Here is a 22,236-nt window from a genome sequence, read left to right on the forward strand (position 1 = left end):
CATACCCGTCAACGAAAAAGATAAATGGGGGACGTGAGCAGCAATTACGCTCATATGTCCGACAGTCCAGTTCAAAAACATGTTCGACGGGAGTGCATCCGTGCTCACGCAATGAACATTTGCGTCGCTCATTCAGCGATGGAAGGAGGGTCGCTTGACAAGTCAGATCTCGAACGGAACCGGTGGCAAGCTCCCGAGCGGGTCGCGTCTATCCTATAATATGATCATAGCAACAGCTGTGGCAGCCGTGGTCGCTGTTCTCCTCCTGGCTCTGTACACGCATGCACCGACCTTTTTCCGGTTCAACAACCTGATCAATATCCTCGTGCAGTCCTCGATCGTCGGTATTCTGGCAATCGGACTGACCTTCGTACTGATCGGCGGCGGAATCGACCTTTCGATGCCCGCAACTCTGGCGTTGAGCGGCATCCTCGGGGCACTCGCCATGCAGTACACGCAGAGCGCTTGGATTGGCCCTTTCGTCATGTTGGCTTCTGGCGCAGTCATTGGCACCTTCAACGGAATAGCTGTCGCCTTCATGAGAATGGCGCCCTTCGTCGTCACACTTGCCACCATGACCATCGTTGGCGGAGCCGCGGTCTGGGTGACTGGCTCGCAAAGCATTTCAGACTACCCGCTCGATTTCGAAGACCTATTCCTCGTCAAGTTGTTTGGACTACCTGTCTCTGTCTGGCTCTTCCTGGCGTCTGCGCTGATCGGGTACTTCGTCATGGAACGCACCGTGTTCGGCCGCTTCGTACGGGCCGTTGGATTCAACCCCGTGGCAGCCTCGCTGGCGAGGGTTCCAGTTCAACGAGTGCTGTGCTTTACATATACGCTCTCCGGCCTGCTCGCTGCCCTGACGGGGATCCTCCTCGTCGCCCGTCTTGGTTCGGCGTCTGCCAGTCTGGCCAGCGACAGCCTCCTTCTGGACATCATCAGCGCATGCGTCATCGGTCGCGTGAGCATTTACGGGGGCGTCGGAAGCCCCCTGCAAGCCGCACTCGGTGCGATTGCAGTAACGATCATCAGCAACAGCTTGAATCAGTTGGGCGTCTCCTACTTTGCCAGCCTGGTCATCAAGGGCGGGATCATCGTCCTCTTCGTCTATCTCGACAAGTTCGTCAGAAGGAGCGCGTAGGATGTCCGAGCGTCTCGCAATGAAATCCATCTCCAAGTCCTTCGGCGGCGCCGTTGCACTCGCAGACGGATGTCTCACCCTCCAGCCCGGTAAAGTCCATGCGCTGATGGGCGCGAACGGCGCCGGCAAGAGCACCCTGATGAATGTATTGGGTGGCGTTCTCAGCAAGGACGGCGGAACAATCGCCATCGACGGCCAGACGGTCGAAATTGGCAATGCCGCTCATGCGGCATCCCTCGGCATAGCTTTCGTCCACCAGGAGCTCACAACGATGCCGACGCTCAGCGTCGCCGAGAATATCTTCCTTGGAGACTTTCCGAAGCGCGGCTTCCTCATCGATCGTCGCAGAATGAACGCACAGGCCAAGCCTCTACTTGATTGCGTGGGATGCCAAATCGATCCCCGCACGCTTGTCGAAACATTGAGCACCGGTGATCGGCAGTTGGTCGAAATTGCTCGAGCCATCCGCAAGTCGCCGCGCATCATCATTCTGGACGAGCCAACATCCTCCTTATCCGGGCCTGAACGCGAAAAACTCTTCGCCGTCATAGATAATTTGAAGAAAAGCGGCGCCGCGATCGTCTTCATCAGCCACTTCCTCGACGAAGTATTCCGTATCTGCGACGAGATAACAGTCATGCGTAACGGACGCACCGTGGGGTCCTGGCTTTCAACCGAAACCAGCATGTCGGAAATTGTTCATGAAATGCTGGGAAGTGTGACTGCGACCGAAAGGATCCGGGAACCCCAGAAGTGCGAACTCACGCCGCTTGTCACTGCCCGTGACCTGACTGCCGGCAACTTGGTGCGACGTGTCTCTATCGACTTCAGGCCCGGTGAAATTGTCGGACTCTGGGGCCTCCTTGGCTCGGGCCGGACTGAATTCGTCAGGGCATTGATCGGCCTTGACGATCTCTCCGCCGGCAACTTGCAGATTGCCGGAGCGCACGGGCTTAAAAACGCAAAGCCAGCCGAATTGCGTGCCATGACGGGTCTCGTTACGGAAGATCGGCGAAAGGAAGGCGTCATTCTTCCATTTTCAATCGCCCAGAATATCGGACTGCCGAACCTCCGCTCTCTAAGTAACCGTCTCGGTGTCATCGATCGTAAAGCCGAACTGTCGCTTGCGCAGCGTCTATCGGCAGAACTAGGGGTTAAATCGACTTCAGCGCTTCAAACCGCAGGTACCTTGTCAGGCGGCAATCAGCAGAAGGTCGTCTTCGGCAAGTGGCTTCCGGCGAAGCCGACATTCTTCATTCTCGATGAACCAACGCGTGGACTGGACACCGGGGCCAAAGGCGAAATTCTGAAACTCACCGTGCGGCTCGCCGAAGAAGGCGCGGCAGTTCTGTTCATTTCATCGGAGCTCGAAGAGTTAATGCGTGTTGCCGACCGGTACGTCGTCATCAACCGAGGTGCCATCACGCACGAGTTTTCAGGATCGGCGACGCACGAAGAGCTGATGAACGCAGTTTCGGAAGAGATCAAAGAGCAGGAAGTAGCCTGATGGAAACGGGAACCATTCTGAGCCGGATCGTACAAGCTCATCGAAGCTACGGCCTTCTTATTGCCCTGATTATCGTCGGAACTGGCTTCGCATTGGCCGCTCCAAGCTTCGCGACGACTGGCAACCTCTTTGCGATGCTGCATGCAATGGGTCCGTCGACACTTGCAGCGGTTGGCATGGCACTCGTCATCCTCACGGGTAAAATCGACATCTCGATCGGCTCCAATGCATTTTTATCTGCATCCCTCGGCGCGTTGATGATGGAGGCAGGATATTCGCCCCTCCTTTCATTCGCTGTGATCCTGGCGTCCGGCACCTTGCTGGGAGCAATCAATGGCTTTCTCGTTGCTTATTTACGTATCAACTCACTCATCGCCACTCTCGGCACCATGATGGCGTTCAGGGGGCTGGGCCTCATGCTCACCAACGCTCGTGTGATTGCGCTACCCGAGTCCGTTAGCCCTCTTTCGAATCTGATGATCGGGCCAATCTTCTTTGAGACGATCATCATGCTCGCTATCGTTAGCGCAGTGCACATTGTCCATCGGTTGACAAGCTATGGCCGGACCCTGACGGCGGTAGGCAATGGCGAGGACGTAGCGGCGAAGATCGGGCTCGATACTCGACGCACCGTGTTCTCCACGTTCGCACTGGCCGGTTTGTTGGCAGCCTGCTCCGCTTCCACAAGCTTCATTCAGGTCGGATCCATCAGCGGATTTCTTGGTAAAGGCCTCGAGTTCAACGCAATTGCAATCGCCGTTGTGGGTGGGATCTCTCTGGCCGGAGGCCGCGGGAAGATCGTGCCGGGCGTTCTGATCGGCGCGGCAGCTTTCCAAGTGATCTCCAATGGTCTCAATCAAATCAGCGCTGACCCTTACATCTACCAGCTCGTTACGGGCGCAGTGATTTTCGTCGCGATGTACATGGACGCCTTCAAGCGTCCTGCTACCCGCTGACCCCAACTTCAGACGTCGACCTCACAAACCGAAAAGGGGAACAGATATGAGGTTTAAACTGGCATTCGCATCTATCCTTGCTACCGCCGCACTGTCATCGGCGGCACACGCGGAGGACAAAACAATCGGCCTTTCTTGGAATTCCAAGGAGAACGAGATCGTCGGCAAGTGGGAAGAATACCTGCAAAGTGAAGCAGCAAAGCAGGGCAAGGAAGCCGACATCAACTTCAAATTCATCATCAACGTCGCTGACAATGATCCGACGCGCCAGGCTGCGAACATCGAGGATCTGATCAATCAGGGCGTAGATGCGATTATCGCCCGCGGCGAGGATTCGGCAGCCATCGGATCGTCAATCCGCGCTGCCAAGCGGGCCGGGATCCCGTTTGTCACATTCGACCACTCCTCCAGCTCGCAGAAGCCGGACGCGCACGTATCTGGTGATAGCTACAATCAGGCAAAGACCACTGCGGAGGCATTCGTCGCACTGCTGAAGGAGAAGGGCGTCAAAGGCCAGTGCATCGAGCTCGAAGGGGCGCTCAAGGACGTGAACGCGGTCAACCGCTCCAAGGCATGGCACGAAGTCACTGACAAGTCGGGAGTTGTCACCACGCTTCAGACCGTCCCGACCGAGTGGAACCCGGAGCTTTTCCGATCCGGCACGGTCAACGCCTTCCGCGCCAACCCAAACGCGAACTGCATCTTCCTAGGCAGCGACTTCGCCATAACCGCAGTGAAATCTGCGCTTGAAAGCATGGACAAATGGGCTCCGGCTGGCGACCCAAAGCACGTCTACATCGCAACCCAGGATCTCTTTCCCGACGCTGTAAAGGCCATGGAAGACAAGTATATCGACGTGGGTACCACCTTCGACGCGTACCAGCATGCCCAGGAAGCGATCCGCGTCACGATCGCATTGATCAAGAAGGAAGACCCGAAGTGCAGTCCTGAAGGCTGTCTGGTCGCTGGACGCATCGCCACGCCTGAAAACGTCGACAAGCTCGAGAACCTCTGGTCTCGCAAGTAAGAAGCGGCCCCCAGGTCAGCGTTTGCCTGGGGGCGTCATCCCATCCAAAATCTGGAAAGAATGTCGTGGACGCCACCGCATATTCAACAGCTACCAAACTTTCGATGTTCCAAGTCGTCGTCTTGCGACGTCGGTTCGAGTCGGTCGTGCGCGAAATGTCAAACACACTCGCCAAGACCGGCCGATCGGGCGTTTTGAACACGGCCCTCGATTTCTCTTGCACCGTGACCGACAGTCGCTTCCAATCGCTGAGCGCTGGACAAGGTTTGCCTGTTCATACCGGGGCGATCCACCTTATCCCGCAAGCTGTCGTCGACAAGTTCGGCGAGGACATGAAGCCAGGCGACTGCTTCGTGAACAATTCCAGCTATCACGGAAATACGCACTGCGCCGACTTCACGCTCTGCTCGCCTGTCTTCTATGGCGGCGAGATCGTATTCTATTCGATCGCGCGGGCCCACTTCAGCGACATGGGTTTCCCGACTCCCGACACTTACGCCCCACTCGCACAGGATTATTATCAGGAAGGCCTTATGCTTCCTTGCGTGCGGATTCAGAAGGAAGGCGTCGATGTTCCCGAGGTCATCGACATCTGCCAAGCCAATATTCGCGCGCCCGAAATCTTCTATGGAGATTATCTCGCCACACTGGGCGCCGTTCGGACGGGCGAGCGTCGTGTCCTTGAGATCTGCGAGGAGTTCGGGGTCTCGGTCGTAAAGCAGTTCTTGACTGAGTACCAGGACTACGCCGACGCGATGGCCAGTGAGGCAATTGCTCAGCTGCCCGCCGGATGCGTCTCAAAAGAGTTCTTCCATGACTCGGTGCTTCCCGAATATCCCGTCGGCATTCCCGTGCGGGCGAAATTGTCGGTGGATCCTGAAAATAGGCAGATCGAAATCGATCTCCGCGATAACATCGACAACCTGCCGCTCGGGATCAACATGAACGAGGCGACAGTCCTCGCATGTTGTGCGACCGCAATCATGAATATTCTCGGCCCAGAAGTTCCGCGGTGCGCCGGCGCCCTACGCCGCGTGACCATATTGATGCGCGACGGCAGTGCGATCGGAAAGCCAAAATTTCCGGCCGCAACCTGCGCATCGACGACCAATCTGGCACATATTCTGATCGAGCATCTGCAGTCCATGTTCGCAGACCTGCGTCCTGGTCTTGGTACTGCCTATGGCACGATCGGTCATCCGGCTTCCGCACCCGTCGTCTCTGGTTCGGATTCTCGCTTCGAACATCGAACCTTCGTGAATCAGATTATGCTCGGCTACTGGGGCGGCCCGGCGTCGTCCGGTTACGACGGCTGGCTCACCTACGGCAGCGGCACAACGCAGGGAATGCTGTGGCAATCGAGTGTAGAGGTCGTCGAATATCAGCAACCCGTTATCGTCGAGAAGCTCGAAATCCGTACTGACTCGTTTGGGCCTGGCAAGTGGATTGGAGGGGGAGGCGCTTCCTGTGTTCTTCGTGCTCGAGCGGACACATTGCGTTTCACCTGCAACAGTGGAGCTCGTGCGTTTCCACCACCCGGCACTGCCGGAGGCAAGGCTGGAGCACCCAATCTCGCCTGGAAGCAGACGAGCGACGGACAGCTGGTTGAATTGCCGATATTCTTCGACGTCGAGATCAAGCCGGGCGAACGGCTCGTTTCGGAAGGATGCGGTGGCGGCGGCTACGGACGACCCACGGAACGCGATCCAGCAAAGGTATTAAGATCCGTTGAGGACGGATTGATCACGGTCGAGAGCGCAAGGGAAACTTACCTTGTCGAAATCACCGCAACGAGCACCGGCTTCGCAATTGACATTGACGCCACGCGCGCTCTGCGTTCAGCGAAAACCTATCAGGCAAACTAAGATGACAAAGTCCTCGAAACCTCCCTTCAACATCGCCGTCGACGTCGGGGGCACCTTTACGGACCTCGTACTGCGCGATAGCGAATCCGAGACGCTTCTGTTCAAATCGCTAACGACCCCCAACGACCTGTCCGAGGGCATCTTCAACGGCCTCGACTTGATGTCGAAGGCCGTCGGTATGACAATCCAGCAGATGCTCGCCGCATGTTCGGCCTTTGCCTGTGGGACGACCGCTGCGACGAACGCCATCCTTGAGGGTAAGACCGCGAAGACCGCACTGCTATGTACCGAAGGATTCCGTGACGTCCTGTCCATCCGGTCAGGCGGACGGCATGGCTTCTCGATCCAGGAAGACTTTCCCCTGCCCTACATTCCACGATCCCTGACCTTCCCGATCCGCGAAAGGGTGAATGCAGAGGGTCAGGTCGAGGTCGAACTGGACCTTGGCCAGGCGAGAGAACAACTGGCCGCATGCGCGAAACATCAGCCGGAAGCAGTCGCTGTCGCTCTTCTCTGGTCCCACATCAATCCGGAGCACGAACGCGCGCTCGGCATGCTTATCGCAGACATTCTGCCGGGCGTTCCCTATAGTCTTTCCCACCAAGTCAATCCCGTCATGGGCGAGTACAAACGGACATCTGCCACCGCGATTGACGCCTCTCTCAAGCCTGTCCTCAAGACTCAGATTTCTGCCTTGGAAGACCGGCTCTCCGCGAACGGCTTTGCCGGGCAACCGACCTTCGTCTGCTCGAATGGCGGACGCACGTCTAGCAAGGAAATCACCGAAAAGCCTGTCTACCTGTGTCTATCCGGACCCTCGACAGCACCGGCCGCCGCTTGTCGGCTTGCGGCCCGCTCTGGTGTAACGCATGGTAACATCATCACCATCGACGTGGGGGGCACAAGCCTCGATGCCAGTATTGCACGCGGTGGCCGTGTGGCGATGCACCGTGAAGGCTCCATCGCCGGACACGTGTTCGGCGTGCCATCCATTGATGTAGCGACCGTGGGTTCTGGCGGTGGCTCCATCGCCTGGGTCGATGCGGGCGGGATGCTCCGCGTCGGACCTGAAAGCGCGGGTTCATTCCCGGGACCCGCTTGTTACGGCCGCGGCGGCGACCGCCCCACCTTGACCGACGCAAATCTCGTACGCGGCCTTCTCGACCCGACGACCTTCGCGGACGGACAGATGACGCTCAGCGTGGAAAAAGCGCGCGCAGCGATCGAACGAGACGTTGCGACGCCGTTGGGCGTTTCCATCGAGGAAGCAGCCAGCCTTATAGCGGCAGTTACCGAGCAGGATATGGTAGCAGCCATCGAGGAACTCGCGATTAAACGTGGTTTCGACCCCCGCGAGTTTCTTTTGGTATCCGGTGGTGGCGCCGGCGGTTTGCATGCGGCACGTCTTGCTCGCGAACTTGGAATGCGGGAGGTTTTGTTCCCGCATGCGGCAAGTGTTCTTTGCGCTTATGGGACCGCGACAGGTGACATCAAGTTCGACTTTTCAGTGACCCGCGTTACGAGTAGCAGAAGCTTCGATTTCAACGCGGTCCGCATTGCGTTGGACGACCTGAAAAAAGAAGGAACGGCGTTTCTGGATCGCATGGGCGTCGATCCTTTTCAGAGGGAACTCCGCTTCACCGTCGACGCTCACTACCAGGGACAGGTCTCTTATCTGACCGTCGATGTCCCCTCCTACCCCAGCGATGCGGCTGGATTGAAAACACTCGTTGAGGAATTTCATGCCGAGCACCAGCAAAATTACTCGGTACATGCGCCCGAGGATACGATCGAATTCGTGGCGTGGTCAGTGGAAGCGGTAGGCGTTTCAACCGAGAGCGCGCGGACAATACCCTCAAAGAGTGACGAACTGCATCTGCTCAGTCTTAACCGGAAGCGAACCACGATTGATCCTGTTACGCGGTCCGAAACATCCATCTCCTTGATCGCAAGCACCGATTTGAATCCCGGCGACGCATTCCGTGGCCCAGCTCTAATCGAAGACCGTCTCACGTCTCTTTTCGTACCCGAAAGAGCGATTGCACGCGTCACCGCAGACAAGGGGATACTGGTCGAACTCTGAAGCCTAAATCGTCACCCACAATGCGGGTCAGAGATCCTCGCCGACAATATAACGGATACGAGAAAATGCCAAAACCACGACTTCTCATAACTGGAGCTACCGGTGCCGTTGGCACTCTTCTCCGACCACTCCTTCGCGAGCGGTACGAATTGATCCTCACCGGCCGAAAGCCTATAGAGACAGAAGTTGGCGAAGATGCCGTGGCAGGTGACATCACCTCGCGGGATTTCGTCGATCGGATTACGGACGGCGTTGATGGGATTCTTCATCTGGCGGGCGCTGTGGGAAAATCGTTGACATATGAGGAAACGATTGGACCGAACTACAACGCGCTCCTCTACCTTCTCGAAGCATGCCGGACGAAGAGCATTGAACGGTTCATCTTCGCGAGCAGCCACCATATCGTGGGCATGCATCCGTCCAATCAAGAATGGGATGAGAATGCGACCTTAGCACCCGATGGATTCTATGGCCTCAGCAAAGCGTTCGGCGAAGCCGCCTGCGCTATGTACGCGCTGAAATTCGGCATCCGTACGCTAGTTATCCGCATCGGCAATGCCGATCCAAAAATCGTCGATGGAAGGCGTGAACGGATATGGATCAGCGGACAAGACCTCGTGACGCTCGTCGATCAGGGCATGACTGCTACAGATCTGAATTATGAGATTGTGAATGGCGTTTCAAACAGCGATCAACCGCTTCTTGCGCGTCGGCCGACCACGCAGATTGGCTACGAGCCGATTTCTCATTCGCGCGGGAACCGAGCCGTTGGTTTCAGGCCCTTGGAGTCGCTGAGCGGAGGCGACGGGATCGACTTTGTAGGCGGTCTCTTCGCCTCAGAACCACTACCAAGGCCCTGATCAGTTACAACGTATCCAGCGGGACGGCCGAAACAACCTACAGGTTGAGACCCAGCTTGGTGCGCAGCATACTCCGCCTTTTTCTAAACGCGGAGTTCTCGCAGGGGTGCGATGGCACACTTATCGACAGCTATCACCGTCAATCAAGCGTTGATCACCGTTGTCGGACCCCTTGTTTATACCTATGGGTCAACTTTAGGTCTTCTGTCAGATTTTATCTAACTAAAGCCCTCCACTTTTGAAGGGGAAATCCAGTCTCGTTTGATCCTTTGACGTGGTAATAAAGTGGTGTGGACGTGTCCCAAGTAGACGTCAGGCGGAGTGAGCTTGTTAAAACTAGGGATCAATTTCCGATGGTAAAGCCACAAATCGCTGCAGATTTATCCCTGCCATTAATATGTACGGTGGGATCGCCAGTGAATAGTGACCACAGTTTAATTGCAACACATTGGGCTGCGCGCCTGCATCATAAAGTCTCTCCAAAAGCACAGCCGATAATTCAGGGAGCACAACCTTGTCCCTTTTTGCCAAGACAATTTGAATATCTAAATTAGCACGTGCAAGACTGTAAGTATAATTTCCAAGATCAAGCGGTGCCCAAGCCTTACGAAGATGAGTAAGGTCAATCGTAGTCTCTAGGCTCTCGCGTATGGTTCGCGTTGCTCGACCGGTCCAGACCATATCGGCCAGGCTTCCAGCTGTGAGAAACAGAGAGGCTTTCGATACATTGATATCATGTGCAGCGACTAATCCTGCGACCCATGAACCAAGACTCATTCCGAGTACCGAGATTTCTTGATAACCTTCGCTTTTCAGCCATCGAATGAGTTTCTGTCCATCCCAAACGGCCTGTCGAATCGATTGGATTGTTAGTCCAAGATTTGCGCTTAGCATATGATCAGCATAGTCTGATCCCGGACGGCTTCTCTCAAAATGATAAGGCATAGCGATCTCGACAACAGTAATTCCTCTCTTCGAGAAATACTTTGCGATTTGTCGATTTCGCGTTGTTGCATTCCAATGGTGAAAGATCACCATGACTTTGTTGCGTGAGCCGCTATCGGTTATCTTAGCCGTTACCTGAGTATTTTGCTCAATGTCAGTTGATATGTCTGATGAAAATTTTAGGAAATCCCCTAGCCTGTCAAAATGATTATCGATGCTATTTGGTGCTCTATAGAATGATGGAGTGACAGCAGTCTGTTCAGCAAGACTACAAAATTGATCGATGCTGTGAACGCTGGCAGCATTCGGAAATGCACGTTCTGCATCAAGAATGACAGCAGTCATCTTCTTCGCTTCTTCTCCGCGTCGTACCCGCTGTTCATCCCATCGGTCGAGCAAATTATGAAACACTTTGATTTCTTCCCTCACACATGCGACGCGGCCCAAAGGCTGGATCAAAAAGGCCATAAATAGCAATTAGCAGTCCGGAAAACATCAGAACCGAGAAGCCGGTGAATGCATCAACCGACAAATAGCTTACAAGTAAAAGCATTACTACCGCAGTCATCTTCAACAAAGGCACTTGGTACTGACCTCCCGCTCGCACACGGATCAATCCATAAAAATAGACAAAACAGGTCGATAATACGATAAGTAAGCTGCTGAAATGCGTAGGCATTCTATAACTAATACGGCTTCGCACATCGGCGCGCTCGGAAAAACCTGACATCAGATCGTTTATTACCCAAGCCACCACACTCGTGCCATTTGAGGCAAGATAGGAGCTCTGTAGTTTCATCACGGTCGCGATCAAAATTCCTAAAACTGAGCAGCGAAAAACCCAACGCATGACCCAGAAAGCGGCTTTGTTTAAGTCGGTATCATGTCCAGCATGTGTCTGTGTTTTTGAAGCTTCGCTCAGTTTCCCAAAATCATTTATGACGGAATAAAGCAAAATGAGACCGGCGAAAAAGAGATAAAACGAAAGACACATATAAAGATAAGCAAATAATGTAAAAGCGATCGCGACAGGTATCGTCAATACTTCAGGTCGTATTATGGCGATAGTGTCCCAATCAGTTGCGTAATTGGCGCCCCCATTCATTAGGGGTACCAAACAAACGCCGATCCACTGAAACACACCAGCAAATAGCAGGCAAATTAGGAATACCGCCCAAAAAGAACCTGATGAGGTGTCTATAATTTGCCACCAAGCACAATTGCTGTCCTCGTGTGCGTCATCGAGAAGCCGCCTTCGTTCTTCGTTCTTCCACGTATGTATGAGCTCAAATACGAAGGCCAGGAATAGCGGGAGGAACACCATGAACACCAGTGTCCAGTTCGCCGTCCAAAGGAAGCCCACCTGCTTGATGACGCCATCGGACCGGGTGAATTTAACGTTGTGAATGCCGATGATGTACGAGAGGAACCCAAGAGCGGACATTCCAGCAAAAACCAAAGCAGCCAAATTGAGAGGAGACCCCTCGCTAAAAAGCCTCTCCGTTCGTCTTGCAAGTGTTGATCGCTGAATTTGGTTATCGCCTTTGATCGGCGTTTTTACTAGAGCGGGGGCGATTTCGGCGACGTCTTGGGTAAACTCGGTCGCTGTAATGACATCCGCTTTTTTCAGCTCACGCCTTCTGGCAACCAAACGCGATTGAGCAGCGCTGAGCTCAATAACCCATGCACTTGTTGCAGACTTATCACCGCAACTTAAAACCCTCGCCAGCAATCCGATATTGGTAGTGCTAATTCCCTTTTCATTTTCCTGAAACCAGATCTGTACCGTTCGAAGATCAACGCCCATTCGCTTGGGATCGACAAGGGTAATTGCCTCGGCAAGAAGTTCGGGCGACCATGGACCTGCTGGAAAATCGTCCGCGCCCAGCCGGCGACCAGCACCTGACGCGACGATACGTTTGAATAATTCTTTTAAATCACTCCCATCATTTGGAGGAGCGAGAAAAAACTTTCCGTTTTTTATCAATATCTTATCGATTTAAATTTCGTTTCTCTTCGTAGTGTTTCGTATCCTAACGCACGTCATCCGATAATCAATGCTTTTATCGGTTAGATTTTGGGATGACAGTTTTGCACTAATAGCGCTTTGAGGAGGGAAAAAACGAACGATGGTCGGCTCATCATAAGGATCTAGTGAATATCCTTATTCGATCTACCATCATTCGCATCCGCTTAAATATTTGCATTTCAAATCGTCCCTTATCTTCTGAAAATTATTTTTGGAGGTAAATATGGTTGTCATTGGTGATGAGGTGAACTGGCGGGATAGAGAAGGCGCGGATGAGTCATGCGACGCTAGCCCGACCACACGGCTGCTGGAACTATCCACGTTGACGGGAGACCCACGCAAGTTGGTCGATTATGAGCCGCAAGATGTTGATGACGCTATAGGAAAACTGGTCTACCTCGCGGCCTCCATTATCTCCGGGCGGATAACGCTGACGAAATGCGAAGTGGTGGCTGTTCTGAAAAGCGTTGATAAGAAAATCTGATTGCATTAGAAGCCCGTGACTGGGCTTCTGTTGTTTCCGGTCAGTCGCAATCCATTCGCTGGATGATTGATCTTTGGCAAATTCAACCATCCTTTGCTTCAGCCTGGGTTGGAATATCGAGATTGGCGCTCAGCTCTGGATCATCGGGGACAAGACAACGTGACGGGATTGCTTTGACTGCAACGATATTGCCCTTTGGACTGCTTTCACGTTTATCGAAACTTTGGAGACCGGGAACCAAGTGCCGCCCACACGACTGCGATGCCGGCGCTTGCTGCCAGTGGGAGAAGTGCATTCTGATTCATTAGAGCTGCTTAAAGTTTCAAGTTGAACCAATAGCGCCCCTTCAAACCTTGATAATCGGGAATGTCAAAAAAGTAGGGGGCTTTTCGCATTGGACGAGCAATGGAGACCACCTTTCGACAACTATTTCCGCGATCCGAATTGCCAAGCTCACGAAACTGAACATCCTTGTACTGCTGAAGTTCTTTGTTCTGTTCCCTGATCTTGTTGGTGCAGGTGTTGATTGTCTTTTCGCAGCGGTTGGACAGCAACGCGCCGCGATCACTCATAATGCTGGCTTCCTTGAAATCAGATGGGCAATTCTCGTATGGCTGATATCCGGGTTTGCCAGACTTAGCTTCAATGCAAATTGGCCATGAGAAACCCGGTTCTGCCATGGCCTTGATCAACTTGGTCATTGGCGGGACGCAATAAGGGACACCATGCCACGAAGGGTTTGATGATGCTGCGCACAAGAGCACCTGACAGCCCCACGATGGCGTCCCTCCCTTGTCCTGTGCAAGAGCATTGGATGGCAACATGACGACGGTGCCCAGGCCAGCAAGCGCAAACAGAAGCTGTTTCATATCAAATCATCCTCATATTGTAGCGGTTGAATGGTGCCGTGTGGGCAATATGGCTTGATCGTGTAAGGGCGACCCTGTGACGAGATCTCCGGCCGCATAACTGCACAGGGCGATAAGTGTGAATGCGCAGAACCAGTAGATTCCAACGCGATAGACCAGGAGCTGATTTGGAATGTCGCGGCATACCGCGGGATAAGCAAAAACGCCGATCAAGAATGCGTCGACTGACATTTGCCGCTGCTCGTGGAAAAGAGCGACGTCGTCATTAACAGCGCCGCGATTATGCCGTGGACCCACCAGATTTTGGACGACGGGATGATAAGCAAAAACGATAACAAGATGGTCAGCAACAGACAGGCCATGGGATCGCGCGCGAAATTGAGCACCATATGAGCGATCTCCAACAACTATCTGTCTGTCCTTTTTGGCTTTCTGTGCGCGTCGGCAAACGGGGGAGATATCTCGCTTTTCCGCTCTACTAGTAAGTTGAAATCTGCAATTGGCTGACGATCGAGCGTTTTATCGACGGCCCTTCGCCGCCACTCGTTCATGTCCAGGACATAGGTCGCCCACATGCCATATCGCGCAGATATTGCGGCGCGCTGATAGTCTATATATTGAGGATGGCTGAGGTTGGGTGAATCCACCCTCGCCCAACCCACGCGAAGCATTTCGAGAGCCAGGTCGCGTCCCCGTGATGTGCATCTTGCTCGTGCCATGCCTTCAGCATCATAGCCGACGACACCGCAGGCGACGGCCGACGCCCCGATCGTTCTTTTGAGCCAGGCTTTTGCAATGGGGCCACAGGGTACAGGCGGCGGTGCTTTTGTAACGTCCCTGTTGGTCCAATTCGGATCAAGTGCCCATTGAGGCAATTCGCACGCGTCAATATCCGCGAGCCGAACTCGTTGGGCATAAACGGGAAACCAAAGAGTTCGACCATCAATAACCGCGACACGACCCTTGAAGATTGGAAGCGGTTCCGGCTGGCTAGGTTGAACCGATAGGTTGGCAGCGGACGCGTGTTTAATAGCATCAGCTGCGAATGCTGGTGTCGATGCGAGGGCAAATGACATTGCGACGATCAGATATTTCATTGTTGGGCATTCCTCGTCCGTTCGTTTGCCGATTTGCTCAACAGGATGGCAGGATGCTGAACGTCTTCGAATTGCCAGAGGCCTGCCCGCTTCTCACGAGCTTCCTGTTCGGCCACCGCGTATGCGGGGTAATAGGGGAGACCGTCAGCCTTCAGCGCGGCAAATGCATAACCGCTCGTTATCAACACTGTCGCTAGATCGAGACGATTTCCGCCGATTGTGGCGTAGCAAATGACATAAGAAGTATCGGCTGTGTGCGCTACCGGAGCGCACAGAGGTTTGGTGTCTTTGATGTAAGCGGCGAGTACGGCAAGCGATGCCTCGCCGCAGTCCTTCTTTCTTCCGGTCGTATCAGTGAAAGCAGTTCCCCGAAGGCATGACTGAACACCATAGAGACGATAGCGCCGACCTTCTAAGACCCACGTATCGCCAGATTCCAAAGTAACGCCCGGCTGGAGGTCGAAATATCCCTCTGGCGCAGCAATTGCCGTTGGCGAAAAAAGGACCATACATAACGATATTAGGGCTGGCTTCATTGGGCCTTCACCCGCGGATCGGCCCACATTCCATAGGAGCCGTCTTCTCCAATCTTCTGCGCGTTCTCCAGATCGGGACGCTCCAGCTTCCCGTCTTTCGATTTCGCAATGCGCAGCGCGCCGAGAGAAAGCAGTTGCTCTTCGAGCATATCAACGGTGTCCAGGCTCCCAGGGTAATTGTAATAGCCGTAGCACGTCACATTTTGTTTGGGTGCGCTCTCTTCACTTACAAATGCCCGACAAAAGAGAACCTTCGGTGACTGCAACATGATCTGCAGCTGCTGCTTGGCGTAGTCTGTGCAAGAGCCAGCAAAATCATCCTTGCGGTTGACCATTTCGCCTTTGCAGGCTTCCAGCCCATACAGATTAAGGACGGTCTTATCATCAACCCGAAATTCGGTCGGTGAAGTCGCCTTATAGCCGGAAGCCGATGCGAACCCCTTTCGAGCCGTAACTTTTCCGTCTCCGTCATAATACTCAATGACAAGCACGGTCTTCCCTGGTGACGCCAGCGACTTTATGTAATCCTTATTGATTGCAGGCGCTGCGATTGCAGATGTCGCCAACAAACAACTGCTCATTGCGATTGCTATGGTTCTCTTCAATTTCTAACCCTAACCATATTGATAATTCACTCACCTTATTAATAAGGGGTTTTTGATTTGCAAAAAAGCATGTATGACTTAGCCAAATCGGTATTATATTCTTGCGAACTTAATCTGTTTTCGCTGCAACCTCAACAGTGTTTTTGAGGCCTGCGAAAGGTGCTGGAGGGCTAGAATGGAAAAGTTATCAGTCAAAACGCTATTGCTTACCGCCACACTGTTCGCCCCATTTGGGATTACCGTCGCGTGCGCAGATGAAACAGGTAAAATCGAGCCTTTTTCGAGAAATAGCGACAGCAATTCCACGACCCAGAACCGATCCGGTTCGCCTTCGGGTGTGACAGTATTCAACAGCCGCTTGGCAAGCGAAAACAAAGAATTTGTCGTGGGTACTGATGGCGTCGTTGCAGCTGAGGATAAAAGTGAAAGCGATACTAGAGTGGATAATCATATTGGTAATACAATGAGCGCCTCTATATCCACGGGCTCACTAGCTGATATTATCAAATCGGATACATTATATCAGAGTGAAGATATCCCTTTTGGTCATTTACCTCTCAACAAAAAGGCCCCTGCATCTCCCGAATGCGGCCCCTCCCCGCTAACACCAGAGGAAATCAAAACTCTGGTCGAACAGGCTGCTCGCCGACATCAAGTTGATGCTCTGTTTGCTACCGCCATTACTTGGGCAGAAAGCCAATTCGATCGTTCTCGCAACTCAGACAAAGGCGCACGCGGGCCGATGCAGCTCATGCCGGGAACCGCTGAGCGCTTCGGCGTCCTCGACGTCTGCGATCCGGCGTCAAATATTGAAGGCGGCGTTAAGTATCTGCGGGTGCTTTTGGACGAGTTCCAAAACCCCCTGCTTGTTGCGGCTGCTTATAACGCAGGCGAAGGCCGCATCTATGAGTACGGCGGCGTTCCACCGTTTAAGGAAACCGTCGGATACATCGCTAAGGTCGTCAATTACCAGCTCGGTGTAACCAGGCCAGCACTGAGAAAGAAGCTCGTTGGCGGCGGTCAGAGATCCTCGCCGGTGGTAGCGACTAAAACTCAATCCGGGGTCATTGAAGTCAAGAAATCCGGCACCTTCGTTGGTGGCGTGATGCATTTTTAAGGAGAGAGGGATGATCAGCGCACAGAATAAGGTTTGGCATATCAGCGCTTCAAAGCTGGCAATTTTCCTTGGATTGCTTGCTGCCGCGCAAATAGTCAGTGCGGATTTGGCATTAGCACAGTCAGGTGGCGTTAGTGGTGCCTTCGCGCCGGTTCAGACAGTATTTCAAGCTATCGTTGATTTCATTAGCGGCCCTATTGGCCGTCTGTTTGCAATCATAGCCGTGATGGCGCTCGGTTTCCTCGCATTCGCTGGCCGCCTCTCCTGGTTTCTTGCTGGCGGCGTGATCCTCGGAATCGGTCTTGTTTTCGGCGCTCCATCAATCGTCGACGAGCTGATTAGCACGGTTGGAAACTAGCGATGGCTGAGTACGAGGATGTAAAGCCGCAACTGACCCCGTTGGTAATCGGGCTGACCCGATCTCCGACCATGTGGGGCGTTCCGTATATGGCAGTCGTCGTTGTTATCGGCATCACAATCATCGCATGGCTGGTCAGCAAGTCGTTCTGGACGCTGCTTCTGGCTCCGATCAGCTATTTGGTTCTGTTCTCCCTTTGCGCCTGGGACAACAAAATCCTCGATGTATTCGAAGTCACCGCGCGCAAAACGCCCCGCACACGCAACAAGTCCTTCTGGGGAACGAATTCGTACGGACCATAGCAAATGTTGAAAGTCGTCAGGGAAGAACTCGGATTTGGCAAGGTCGCTCACAATGAGCGGCCTATGGCAACACATATCCCGTATCTGCGGCATCTGTCCGATACTGTGATTGGCTTGGAAAACGGCGCTCTAATGTCGGTGATTAAGCTAGATGGCCTCTTTTTCCAAACAGAAGATCAAGCCGAACTCAATATGCGCTCGAATGTTCAGAATACGATCATTCGAGCGCTTGGATCGAGCCGTTTTTCTGTCTGGTCGACTGTTATTCGCCGACAGGTCGATTCCGAAATTGGTGGCGCTTTCGATGACCCGTTTTGTGATCAACTAAACAGCCGGTATATGAGCCAATTGCGTCATAAACGCATGTTCGCCAACGAAATTTATCTCTCCATCGTGCGAACCAATATGCGCGGCGCCCTCGGCCTAAGCGACGTGGTAAGCCGTGCTTTCACGCTATCCGGCGGAACCGAGGTTCGAGATCAGCAAACGGGGGAAATAGTAACCGAGCTCGAAGAGCTCGCCACCAACGTGACCCGTGAGCTGCAGAAATATGGGGCGCGCGAGCTCGGTATAACCTATCGCAATGGGGAGCCATATTCCGAACCGTGCGAATTCATCAACACAATCCTGACCTGCGGCGTGCCGCGCAAAATGCGCCTGCCGCGGATGGGAATTCGAAATTACGTAGGAACGTCACGCCTGCATTTCGGTAAGCGAGCGATGCAAACGCAAGCTGCCACCGATGACGACAATCGCTATGGCGCGATGCTCTCCATCAAAGAGTATCCGCCATACACCGGTCCGGGAATGCTGGATGGACTACTGCAGGTGAACCATGAATTCATCCTCACGCAGAGCTTCACAATTTCCGACAAACCGATAGCGCAGGAGCGTATCACCCGACTTCAGCGCCAGATTGCCGCCTCCGATGAATCCGGAAGTGCAGTCGAGAACGATATCGACTTTGCTCTCAATAGTCTCATGAACCAGGAGGCTGTTTTTGGCATCCACCATTTCTCTTTGCTTTGCCTCTCACGCGACCTTGATGGTTTGAGCAAGTCAGTTTCCGAACTCGGTAGTTGCCTGACCGATATGAACATCAACTGGCTTCGGGAGGACATAAACCTTGAAGCGTCCTTCTGGGCGCAATTGCCAGGCAACCACAGCTATCGTGCGCGTAAGGCCATGCTGTCATCGGCTAATTTCTCCGGCTTGTCATCGATGCATAATTTCGCGACTGGGCAATCGGATAATCTTCATTGGGGCTTGCCGATAACGATACTCGAAACGACCTCGCAAACACCATACTGGTTCAATTTTCACCGTCGCGATATTGGCCATTTTTTGGTCACTGGGCCAACTGGCTCCGGCAAGACCGTTGCTCTGACATTCTTGCTAGCCCAGGCAATGCGTGTCAGTCCAATGCCGAAAGCTGTCTTTTTTGACAAAGATAGAGGTGCCGAGATCTTCGTGCGGGCGATGGGAGGAGTTTACGAAGTCCTCTCACCGGGAACACCTACTGGTTTCAACCCGCTTCAGCTAGAAAACTCCGGCCCTAATCGTGATTTTCTGCTTCGTCTTCTGAAATCAATGTTGCGATCAAGCGATCACCGCGACTTCAGCCAGGAGGACGCAGATACGCTGGAACGGGCGATTGCGCGTATTATGAAAGAGCCGGCAGCTCAGCGCAATTTACCCAACCTTTCGGGCCTCCTGTTAGGCAGATCGCGGGCAGATGCGAACGACCTGGCATCAAGACTGCGTCCTTGGATCGACGGCGAGAAAGCCTGGCTGTTCAATGCACAACATGATGTGCTTTCATTCTCCGGACGTAGTGTCTTCGGTTTCGATATGACCAGCATCCTCGGCAACGAGGATATTCGAACCCCTGCATTAATGTACCTTTATCACCGTCTCGATGAACTTCTGAACGGCGATCCTGTCATGTTCTTCATGGACGAAGGCTGGCAACTGCTCACGGACGAAACATTCAGTCATTTTATCATCGATAAGATGAAAACCATTCGTAAGCTCAACGGTATTGTAGGCTTTGGAACGCAGTCAGCCGCCGATATTGCCAAAGCAAAGGCGTCTCACACCCTTATTGAGCAATCAGCCACGAATATCCATTTCCCAAACCCGCGAGCTGACGAAGAGAGCTACATCAAACGCTTTGGATTGAGCGTTAAGGAATTCAATTTCATCAAAAACACCCCGCCTGAAAAGCGCACGTTTCTAATCAAACACGGGAACGACTCCGTCATTGCCCGCCTTGATCTCTCTAAAATGCCTGATCTCGTCAAAGTATTATCGGGTCGAAAAGAGACCATCGAAGAATGTGCTGTGCTGCGGGAGCGATATGGCGATGAGCCTGAAAACTGGTTGGCTGAATTCTGCGGATGGGAGAGCCATAATGCATAGGAAAACTGCTCTATGCATATTTTTGGCATCAGCTACCATGCCTTTATCAGCATTGGCGGGTGGCGTTCCTGTCATTGACGGGTCGAATTTGTCCGAAAGAACGGTTCGTGACCAAAAAACGTCAGATATCGAGAAGACGGATAAAAACCGGTTTTCCCTCAATAAGAGCGTAACATGCGCCGTCTACAGACCGGGGCGAAAAGACGACCCAGTCGCAGCCGCCAAAGCCAATCCGGAAATTTCCGGGTTGGTCAAACGAGTGGCGCGCGAAGAAGGTGTAGACGAAAATCTGTTTCTGGGACTCGTTTATCAGGAAAGCCGCTTTAATCCATGCGCGAAATCGGGCGTGGGAGCTATCGGTTTGGCACAGTTGATGCCTGATACCGCAAAAGAGTTGGGCGTAGATCCCCATAACATTGAACAGAACCTGCGCGGTGGTGCTCGTTATCTGAAACAACAGCTCAAGCGATATAACGGCAACGCTAACCACGCCCTTGCAGCCTACAATGCGGGCGCAGGCAACGTGAATAAATACGGCGGCATTCCACCCTTCAAAGAAACGCAGGGGTACGTGCGGAATATCACGCAGAAATGGACTCCAGCATTCGGCGGTTCAAATGATCTGCCCATGAACTACGGCGGTGGTGATATTGCATATTCCGGCATGCGGGATTCCACCATTAATTCAATGGCGAACACGCAGGCGACAAAAGAAAGCACAGCCAACGTCGCCTCATGGCTCACCCAGCTCGGCGGTGTGCAGTCCGACACCATTCAAGACAGCTGGGATCACAACTCTGCCGCTCGAAACGCGAACCTCGAAATGGTCAATCAGGCGATTTTGTTGGGCAATTCGTTTGCCGACCTGCTCAACAGCCGCAATGCAGTTTCAGCCACCGCTAGTTCGGGCGCGTCTCAATCGGCTTCGTTTAAGAAAAATGACGATAAGCCACGAGAAACAACCGGCGTCTGCGATCCCCGTACCGGCATGGAATGGAATGCTGAAGAGAAGGCTTGCGTTCAAAAGCGTGAACGCGAGGCGCACATCAAGTTGAAGCTAAATCCGCAATAAGGGAGACTAACATGAAACGACTGACCATTTTGGCTTCAGCGACTGGCGTGGCTCTATCATCGTTTGCTTCCATTGCTGCTCATGCGGCAGGAGGCGTGCCGGTAATCGATGAATCAAATTATAAAGTGGCCAAGCAAACATCCGAAACAACGGAGAAAATCCTTGGGACAAACAAAGAAATCCTGACAACGGTCGAGGAGACATTGAAGGCCGTGACCGGTGATCGCGGCGGCGATGCAAACCAGATGCAAAACCTGGCCGTCGGGAATGGCTTTAGCGTATCGTCAATGCCCTCATTTGACAGCCTTATGTCCGGCGGAGTGCCCAATTTTGGAAGTATGGGCAGTGACATCGCCAAGGTGGCGTCCACTTTCATCAACGGGCTTCAGCTCGTTAAGAATTTGTCTGGGCAAGCTAATAGCAGCTTCAGCGGAGACAAGTCCTATGAACAGATGGTCAACACTGTCCTTGGTGTCGCCGCACTCGTAAATGGTTCACAACAGGCGGTAACGACGCGGCGAAGTGCTTTTGAACAGGCCGGCCAGAGTATCGGTCAGGCAAAGGACATTAAAGGTTCCATCGACCAAAACACGCAGCTGCAAGTGCAGGCAGGACTGACCATCAACGAACTTATCGGCGTGATGAACGGTGCGGTGTCGTCATTACAGGCCGATAATCAGCGCCGCCTGACCGACATTTCCAATTCCAAGAAGGTGTTGACGTACAGTGCAAACTAACATCGCTATCACCTTCCTGAAGTGTTTTATCTTTGCCGCCATCACAGCCTGCGTTGCCGGCTGTGGAACGGTCAAGGAAAAGACTGCTCCTTGCAAACGTCCCGCAAATCTCACGTCATTTGCCGAAGACATTCGGCAAGACTGTGGACCTATGGCCTTTGTTAATGGCGATCAAGCGACTGCCATTGATGCGATCAATTCGATAGCAACGGAATAATCGGGGGC

General features: G+C 53.2%; 22 protein-coding genes. 15 read left to right on the forward strand and 7 right to left on the reverse strand.

Annotation, left to right across the window (positions count from 1 at the left end; all coding sequences use genetic code 11):
* Nucleotides 1–154: 154 nt before the first annotated feature.
* The 7 genes from RI570_RS20470 (at nucleotide 155) to RI570_RS20500 (ending at nucleotide 9,439) form a co-directional block, all read left to right on the forward strand.
* Complete coding sequence (locus tag RI570_RS20470; protein ID WP_313830700.1) at nucleotides 155–1,141, forward strand: ABC transporter permease; 987 nt, start codon at nucleotides 155–157, stop codon at nucleotides 1,139–1,141.
* Between the two features lies 1 nt (nucleotide 1,142).
* Nucleotides 1,143–2,648 carry a sugar ABC transporter ATP-binding protein gene (locus RI570_RS20475; RefSeq protein WP_313830701.1) on the forward strand — a complete coding sequence of 502 codons (1,506 nt, stop codon included), beginning with the start codon at nucleotides 1,143–1,145 and terminating at the stop codon, nucleotides 2,646–2,648.
* Entirely contained in the window at nucleotides 2,648–3,604 is a 957-nt protein-coding gene (locus RI570_RS20480) for an ABC transporter permease (protein WP_313830702.1), read from the forward strand. The genes RI570_RS20475 and RI570_RS20480 overlap by 1 nt, the downstream gene beginning before the upstream one ends.
* A 46-nt stretch (nucleotides 3,605–3,650) precedes the next feature.
* Complete coding sequence (locus RI570_RS20485; RefSeq protein ID WP_313830703.1) at nucleotides 3,651–4,631, forward strand: sugar ABC transporter substrate-binding protein; 981 nt, start codon at nucleotides 3,651–3,653, stop codon at nucleotides 4,629–4,631.
* Nucleotides 4,632–4,696: 65 nt separating this feature from the next.
* A complete protein-coding gene (locus tag RI570_RS20490) occupies nucleotides 4,697–6,496 on the forward strand; it encodes a hydantoinase B/oxoprolinase family protein (RefSeq protein WP_313830704.1) in 1,800 nt (599 codons plus the stop codon).
* A 1-nt stretch (nucleotide 6,497) separates the two neighbouring features.
* Complete coding sequence (locus RI570_RS20495; protein WP_313830705.1) at nucleotides 6,498–8,579, forward strand: hydantoinase/oxoprolinase family protein; 2,082 nt, start codon at nucleotides 6,498–6,500, stop codon at nucleotides 8,577–8,579.
* A 65-nt stretch (nucleotides 8,580–8,644) separates the two neighbouring features.
* Nucleotides 8,645–9,439 (forward strand): NAD(P)-dependent oxidoreductase, encoded by a 795-nt coding sequence (locus RI570_RS20500; RefSeq protein WP_313830706.1) that lies wholly within the window; start codon nucleotides 8,645–8,647, stop codon nucleotides 9,437–9,439.
* A 336-nt stretch (nucleotides 9,440–9,775) separates the two neighbouring features.
* Here RI570_RS20500 and RI570_RS20505 read toward each other — a convergent pair whose 3' ends face one another.
* Nucleotides 9,776–10,795, reverse strand: coding sequence for an RcgR family putative quorum lactone hydrolase (locus RI570_RS20505; protein ID WP_313830707.1), 1,020 nt, complete (start codon nucleotides 10,793–10,795; stop codon nucleotides 9,776–9,778).
* Complete coding sequence (locus RI570_RS20510) at nucleotides 10,785–12,371, reverse strand: RcgA family putative transporter (RefSeq protein WP_313830708.1); 1,587 nt, start codon at nucleotides 12,369–12,371, stop codon at nucleotides 10,785–10,787. The genes RI570_RS20505 and RI570_RS20510 overlap by 11 nt, the downstream gene beginning before the upstream one ends.
* Before the next feature lie 265 nt (nucleotides 12,372–12,636).
* Between RI570_RS20510 and RI570_RS20515 the strand changes: the two genes are divergently transcribed.
* Nucleotides 12,637–12,897 (forward strand): hypothetical protein, encoded by a 261-nt coding sequence (locus tag RI570_RS20515; protein ID WP_313830709.1) that lies wholly within the window; start codon nucleotides 12,637–12,639, stop codon nucleotides 12,895–12,897.
* An 82-nt stretch (nucleotides 12,898–12,979) separates the two neighbouring features.
* Here RI570_RS20515 and RI570_RS20520 read toward each other — a convergent pair whose 3' ends face one another.
* The 5 genes from RI570_RS20520 to RI570_RS20540 form a co-directional block, all read right to left on the reverse strand.
* On the reverse strand, nucleotides 12,980–13,138 hold the full coding sequence (locus RI570_RS20520; protein WP_313830710.1) for a hypothetical protein: 159 nt from the start codon (nucleotides 13,136–13,138) through the stop codon (nucleotides 12,980–12,982).
* 73 nt (nucleotides 13,139–13,211) lie between these two features.
* Complete coding sequence (locus RI570_RS20525) at nucleotides 13,212–13,766, reverse strand: hypothetical protein (protein ID WP_313830711.1); 555 nt, start codon at nucleotides 13,764–13,766, stop codon at nucleotides 13,212–13,214.
* A 407-nt stretch (nucleotides 13,767–14,173) separates the two neighbouring features.
* A complete protein-coding gene (locus RI570_RS20530; protein ID WP_313830712.1) occupies nucleotides 14,174–14,863 on the reverse strand; it encodes a thermonuclease family protein in 690 nt (229 codons plus the stop codon).
* Complete coding sequence (locus RI570_RS20535) at nucleotides 14,860–15,399, reverse strand: thermonuclease family protein (RefSeq protein WP_313830713.1); 540 nt, start codon at nucleotides 15,397–15,399, stop codon at nucleotides 14,860–14,862. The genes RI570_RS20530 and RI570_RS20535 overlap by 4 nt, the downstream gene beginning before the upstream one ends.
* Nucleotides 15,396–16,004 (reverse strand): hypothetical protein, encoded by a 609-nt coding sequence (locus RI570_RS20540; protein WP_313830714.1) that lies wholly within the window; start codon nucleotides 16,002–16,004, stop codon nucleotides 15,396–15,398. Before RI570_RS20540 ends, RI570_RS20535 begins: the two co-directional genes overlap by 4 nt.
* A gap of 175 nt (nucleotides 16,005–16,179) precedes the next feature.
* Here RI570_RS20540 and RI570_RS20545 point away from each other — a divergent pair, with 175 nt between their 5' ends.
* Genes RI570_RS20545 through RI570_RS20575 form a run of 7 tightly spaced genes read left to right on the forward strand, consistent with a single transcriptional unit; the run spans nucleotide 16,180 to nucleotide 22,228 of the window.
* The gene (locus tag RI570_RS20545) at nucleotides 16,180–17,121 is read left to right on the forward strand and encodes a lytic transglycosylase domain-containing protein (protein ID WP_313830715.1); all 942 of its coding nucleotides are present in this window, start codon (nucleotides 16,180–16,182) and stop codon (nucleotides 17,119–17,121) included.
* A 10-nt stretch (nucleotides 17,122–17,131) separates the two neighbouring features.
* The gene (locus RI570_RS20550) at nucleotides 17,132–17,479 is read left to right on the forward strand and encodes a TrbC/VirB2 family protein (RefSeq protein WP_313830716.1); all 348 of its coding nucleotides are present in this window, start codon (nucleotides 17,132–17,134) and stop codon (nucleotides 17,477–17,479) included.
* A 2-nt stretch (nucleotides 17,480–17,481) separates the two neighbouring features.
* Entirely contained in the window at nucleotides 17,482–17,781 is a 300-nt protein-coding gene (locus tag RI570_RS20555; RefSeq protein ID WP_313830717.1) for a VirB3 family type IV secretion system protein, read from the forward strand.
* Between the two features lie 3 nt (nucleotides 17,782–17,784).
* Nucleotides 17,785–20,202, forward strand: a complete 2,418-nt coding sequence (locus RI570_RS20560; protein ID WP_313830718.1) for a VirB4 family type IV secretion/conjugal transfer ATPase — start codon at nucleotides 17,785–17,787, stop codon at nucleotides 20,200–20,202.
* Between the two features lie 37 nt (nucleotides 20,203–20,239).
* Complete coding sequence (locus RI570_RS20565; protein WP_313830826.1) at nucleotides 20,240–21,274, forward strand: lytic transglycosylase domain-containing protein; 1,035 nt, start codon at nucleotides 20,240–20,242, stop codon at nucleotides 21,272–21,274.
* Between the two features lie 11 nt (nucleotides 21,275–21,285).
* The gene (locus RI570_RS20570; RefSeq protein WP_313830719.1) at nucleotides 21,286–22,011 is read left to right on the forward strand and encodes a type IV secretion system protein; all 726 of its coding nucleotides are present in this window, start codon (nucleotides 21,286–21,288) and stop codon (nucleotides 22,009–22,011) included.
* Nucleotides 22,001–22,228, forward strand: coding sequence for a hypothetical protein (locus RI570_RS20575; protein WP_313830720.1), 228 nt, complete (start codon nucleotides 22,001–22,003; stop codon nucleotides 22,226–22,228). The genes RI570_RS20570 and RI570_RS20575 overlap by 11 nt, the downstream gene beginning before the upstream one ends.
* Nucleotides 22,229–22,236: the final 8 nt, after the last annotated feature.

The organism is Brucella pseudogrignonensis, from assembly GCF_032190615.1.
Taxonomy (GTDB): Bacteria; Pseudomonadota; Alphaproteobacteria; order Rhizobiales; family Rhizobiaceae; genus Brucella; species Brucella pseudogrignonensis_B.

Excerpts from the sequence above, each read along its gene's own strand:
- RI570_RS20475 (WP_313830701.1), top strand. The coding sequence starts at position 1,143 with ATGTCCGAGCGTCTCGCAATGAAATCCATCTCCAAGTCCTTCGGCGGC.
- RI570_RS20480 (WP_313830702.1), top strand. The coding sequence starts at position 2,648 with ATGGAAACGGGAACCATTCTGAGCCGGATCGTACAAGCTCATCGAAGC.
- RI570_RS20485 (WP_313830703.1), top strand. The coding sequence starts at position 3,651 with ATGAGGTTTAAACTGGCATTCGCATCTATCCTTGCTACCGCCGCACTG.
- RI570_RS20495 (WP_313830705.1), top strand. The coding sequence starts at position 6,498 with ATGACAAAGTCCTCGAAACCTCCCTTCAACATCGCCGTCGACGTCGGG.
- RI570_RS20500 (WP_313830706.1), top strand. The coding sequence starts at position 8,645 with ATGCCAAAACCACGACTTCTCATAACTGGAGCTACCGGTGCCGTTGGC.
- RI570_RS20515 (WP_313830709.1), top strand. The coding sequence starts at position 12,637 with ATGGTTGTCATTGGTGATGAGGTGAACTGGCGGGATAGAGAAGGCGCG.
- RI570_RS20525 (WP_313830711.1), bottom strand. The coding sequence starts at position 13,766 with ATGAAACAGCTTCTGTTTGCGCTTGCTGGCCTGGGCACCGTCGTCATG.
- RI570_RS20530 (WP_313830712.1), bottom strand. The coding sequence starts at position 14,863 with ATGAAATATCTGATCGTCGCAATGTCATTTGCCCTCGCATCGACACCA.
- RI570_RS20535 (WP_313830713.1), bottom strand. The coding sequence starts at position 15,399 with ATGAAGCCAGCCCTAATATCGTTATGTATGGTCCTTTTTTCGCCAACG.
- RI570_RS20545 (WP_313830715.1), top strand. The coding sequence starts at position 16,180 with ATGGAAAAGTTATCAGTCAAAACGCTATTGCTTACCGCCACACTGTTC.
- RI570_RS20550 (WP_313830716.1), top strand. The coding sequence starts at position 17,132 with ATGATCAGCGCACAGAATAAGGTTTGGCATATCAGCGCTTCAAAGCTG.
- RI570_RS20555 (WP_313830717.1), top strand. The coding sequence starts at position 17,482 with ATGGCTGAGTACGAGGATGTAAAGCCGCAACTGACCCCGTTGGTAATC.
- RI570_RS20560 (WP_313830718.1), top strand. The coding sequence starts at position 17,785 with ATGTTGAAAGTCGTCAGGGAAGAACTCGGATTTGGCAAGGTCGCTCAC.
- RI570_RS20565 (WP_313830826.1), top strand. The coding sequence starts at position 20,240 with ATGCCTTTATCAGCATTGGCGGGTGGCGTTCCTGTCATTGACGGGTCG.
- RI570_RS20570 (WP_313830719.1), top strand. The coding sequence starts at position 21,286 with ATGAAACGACTGACCATTTTGGCTTCAGCGACTGGCGTGGCTCTATCA.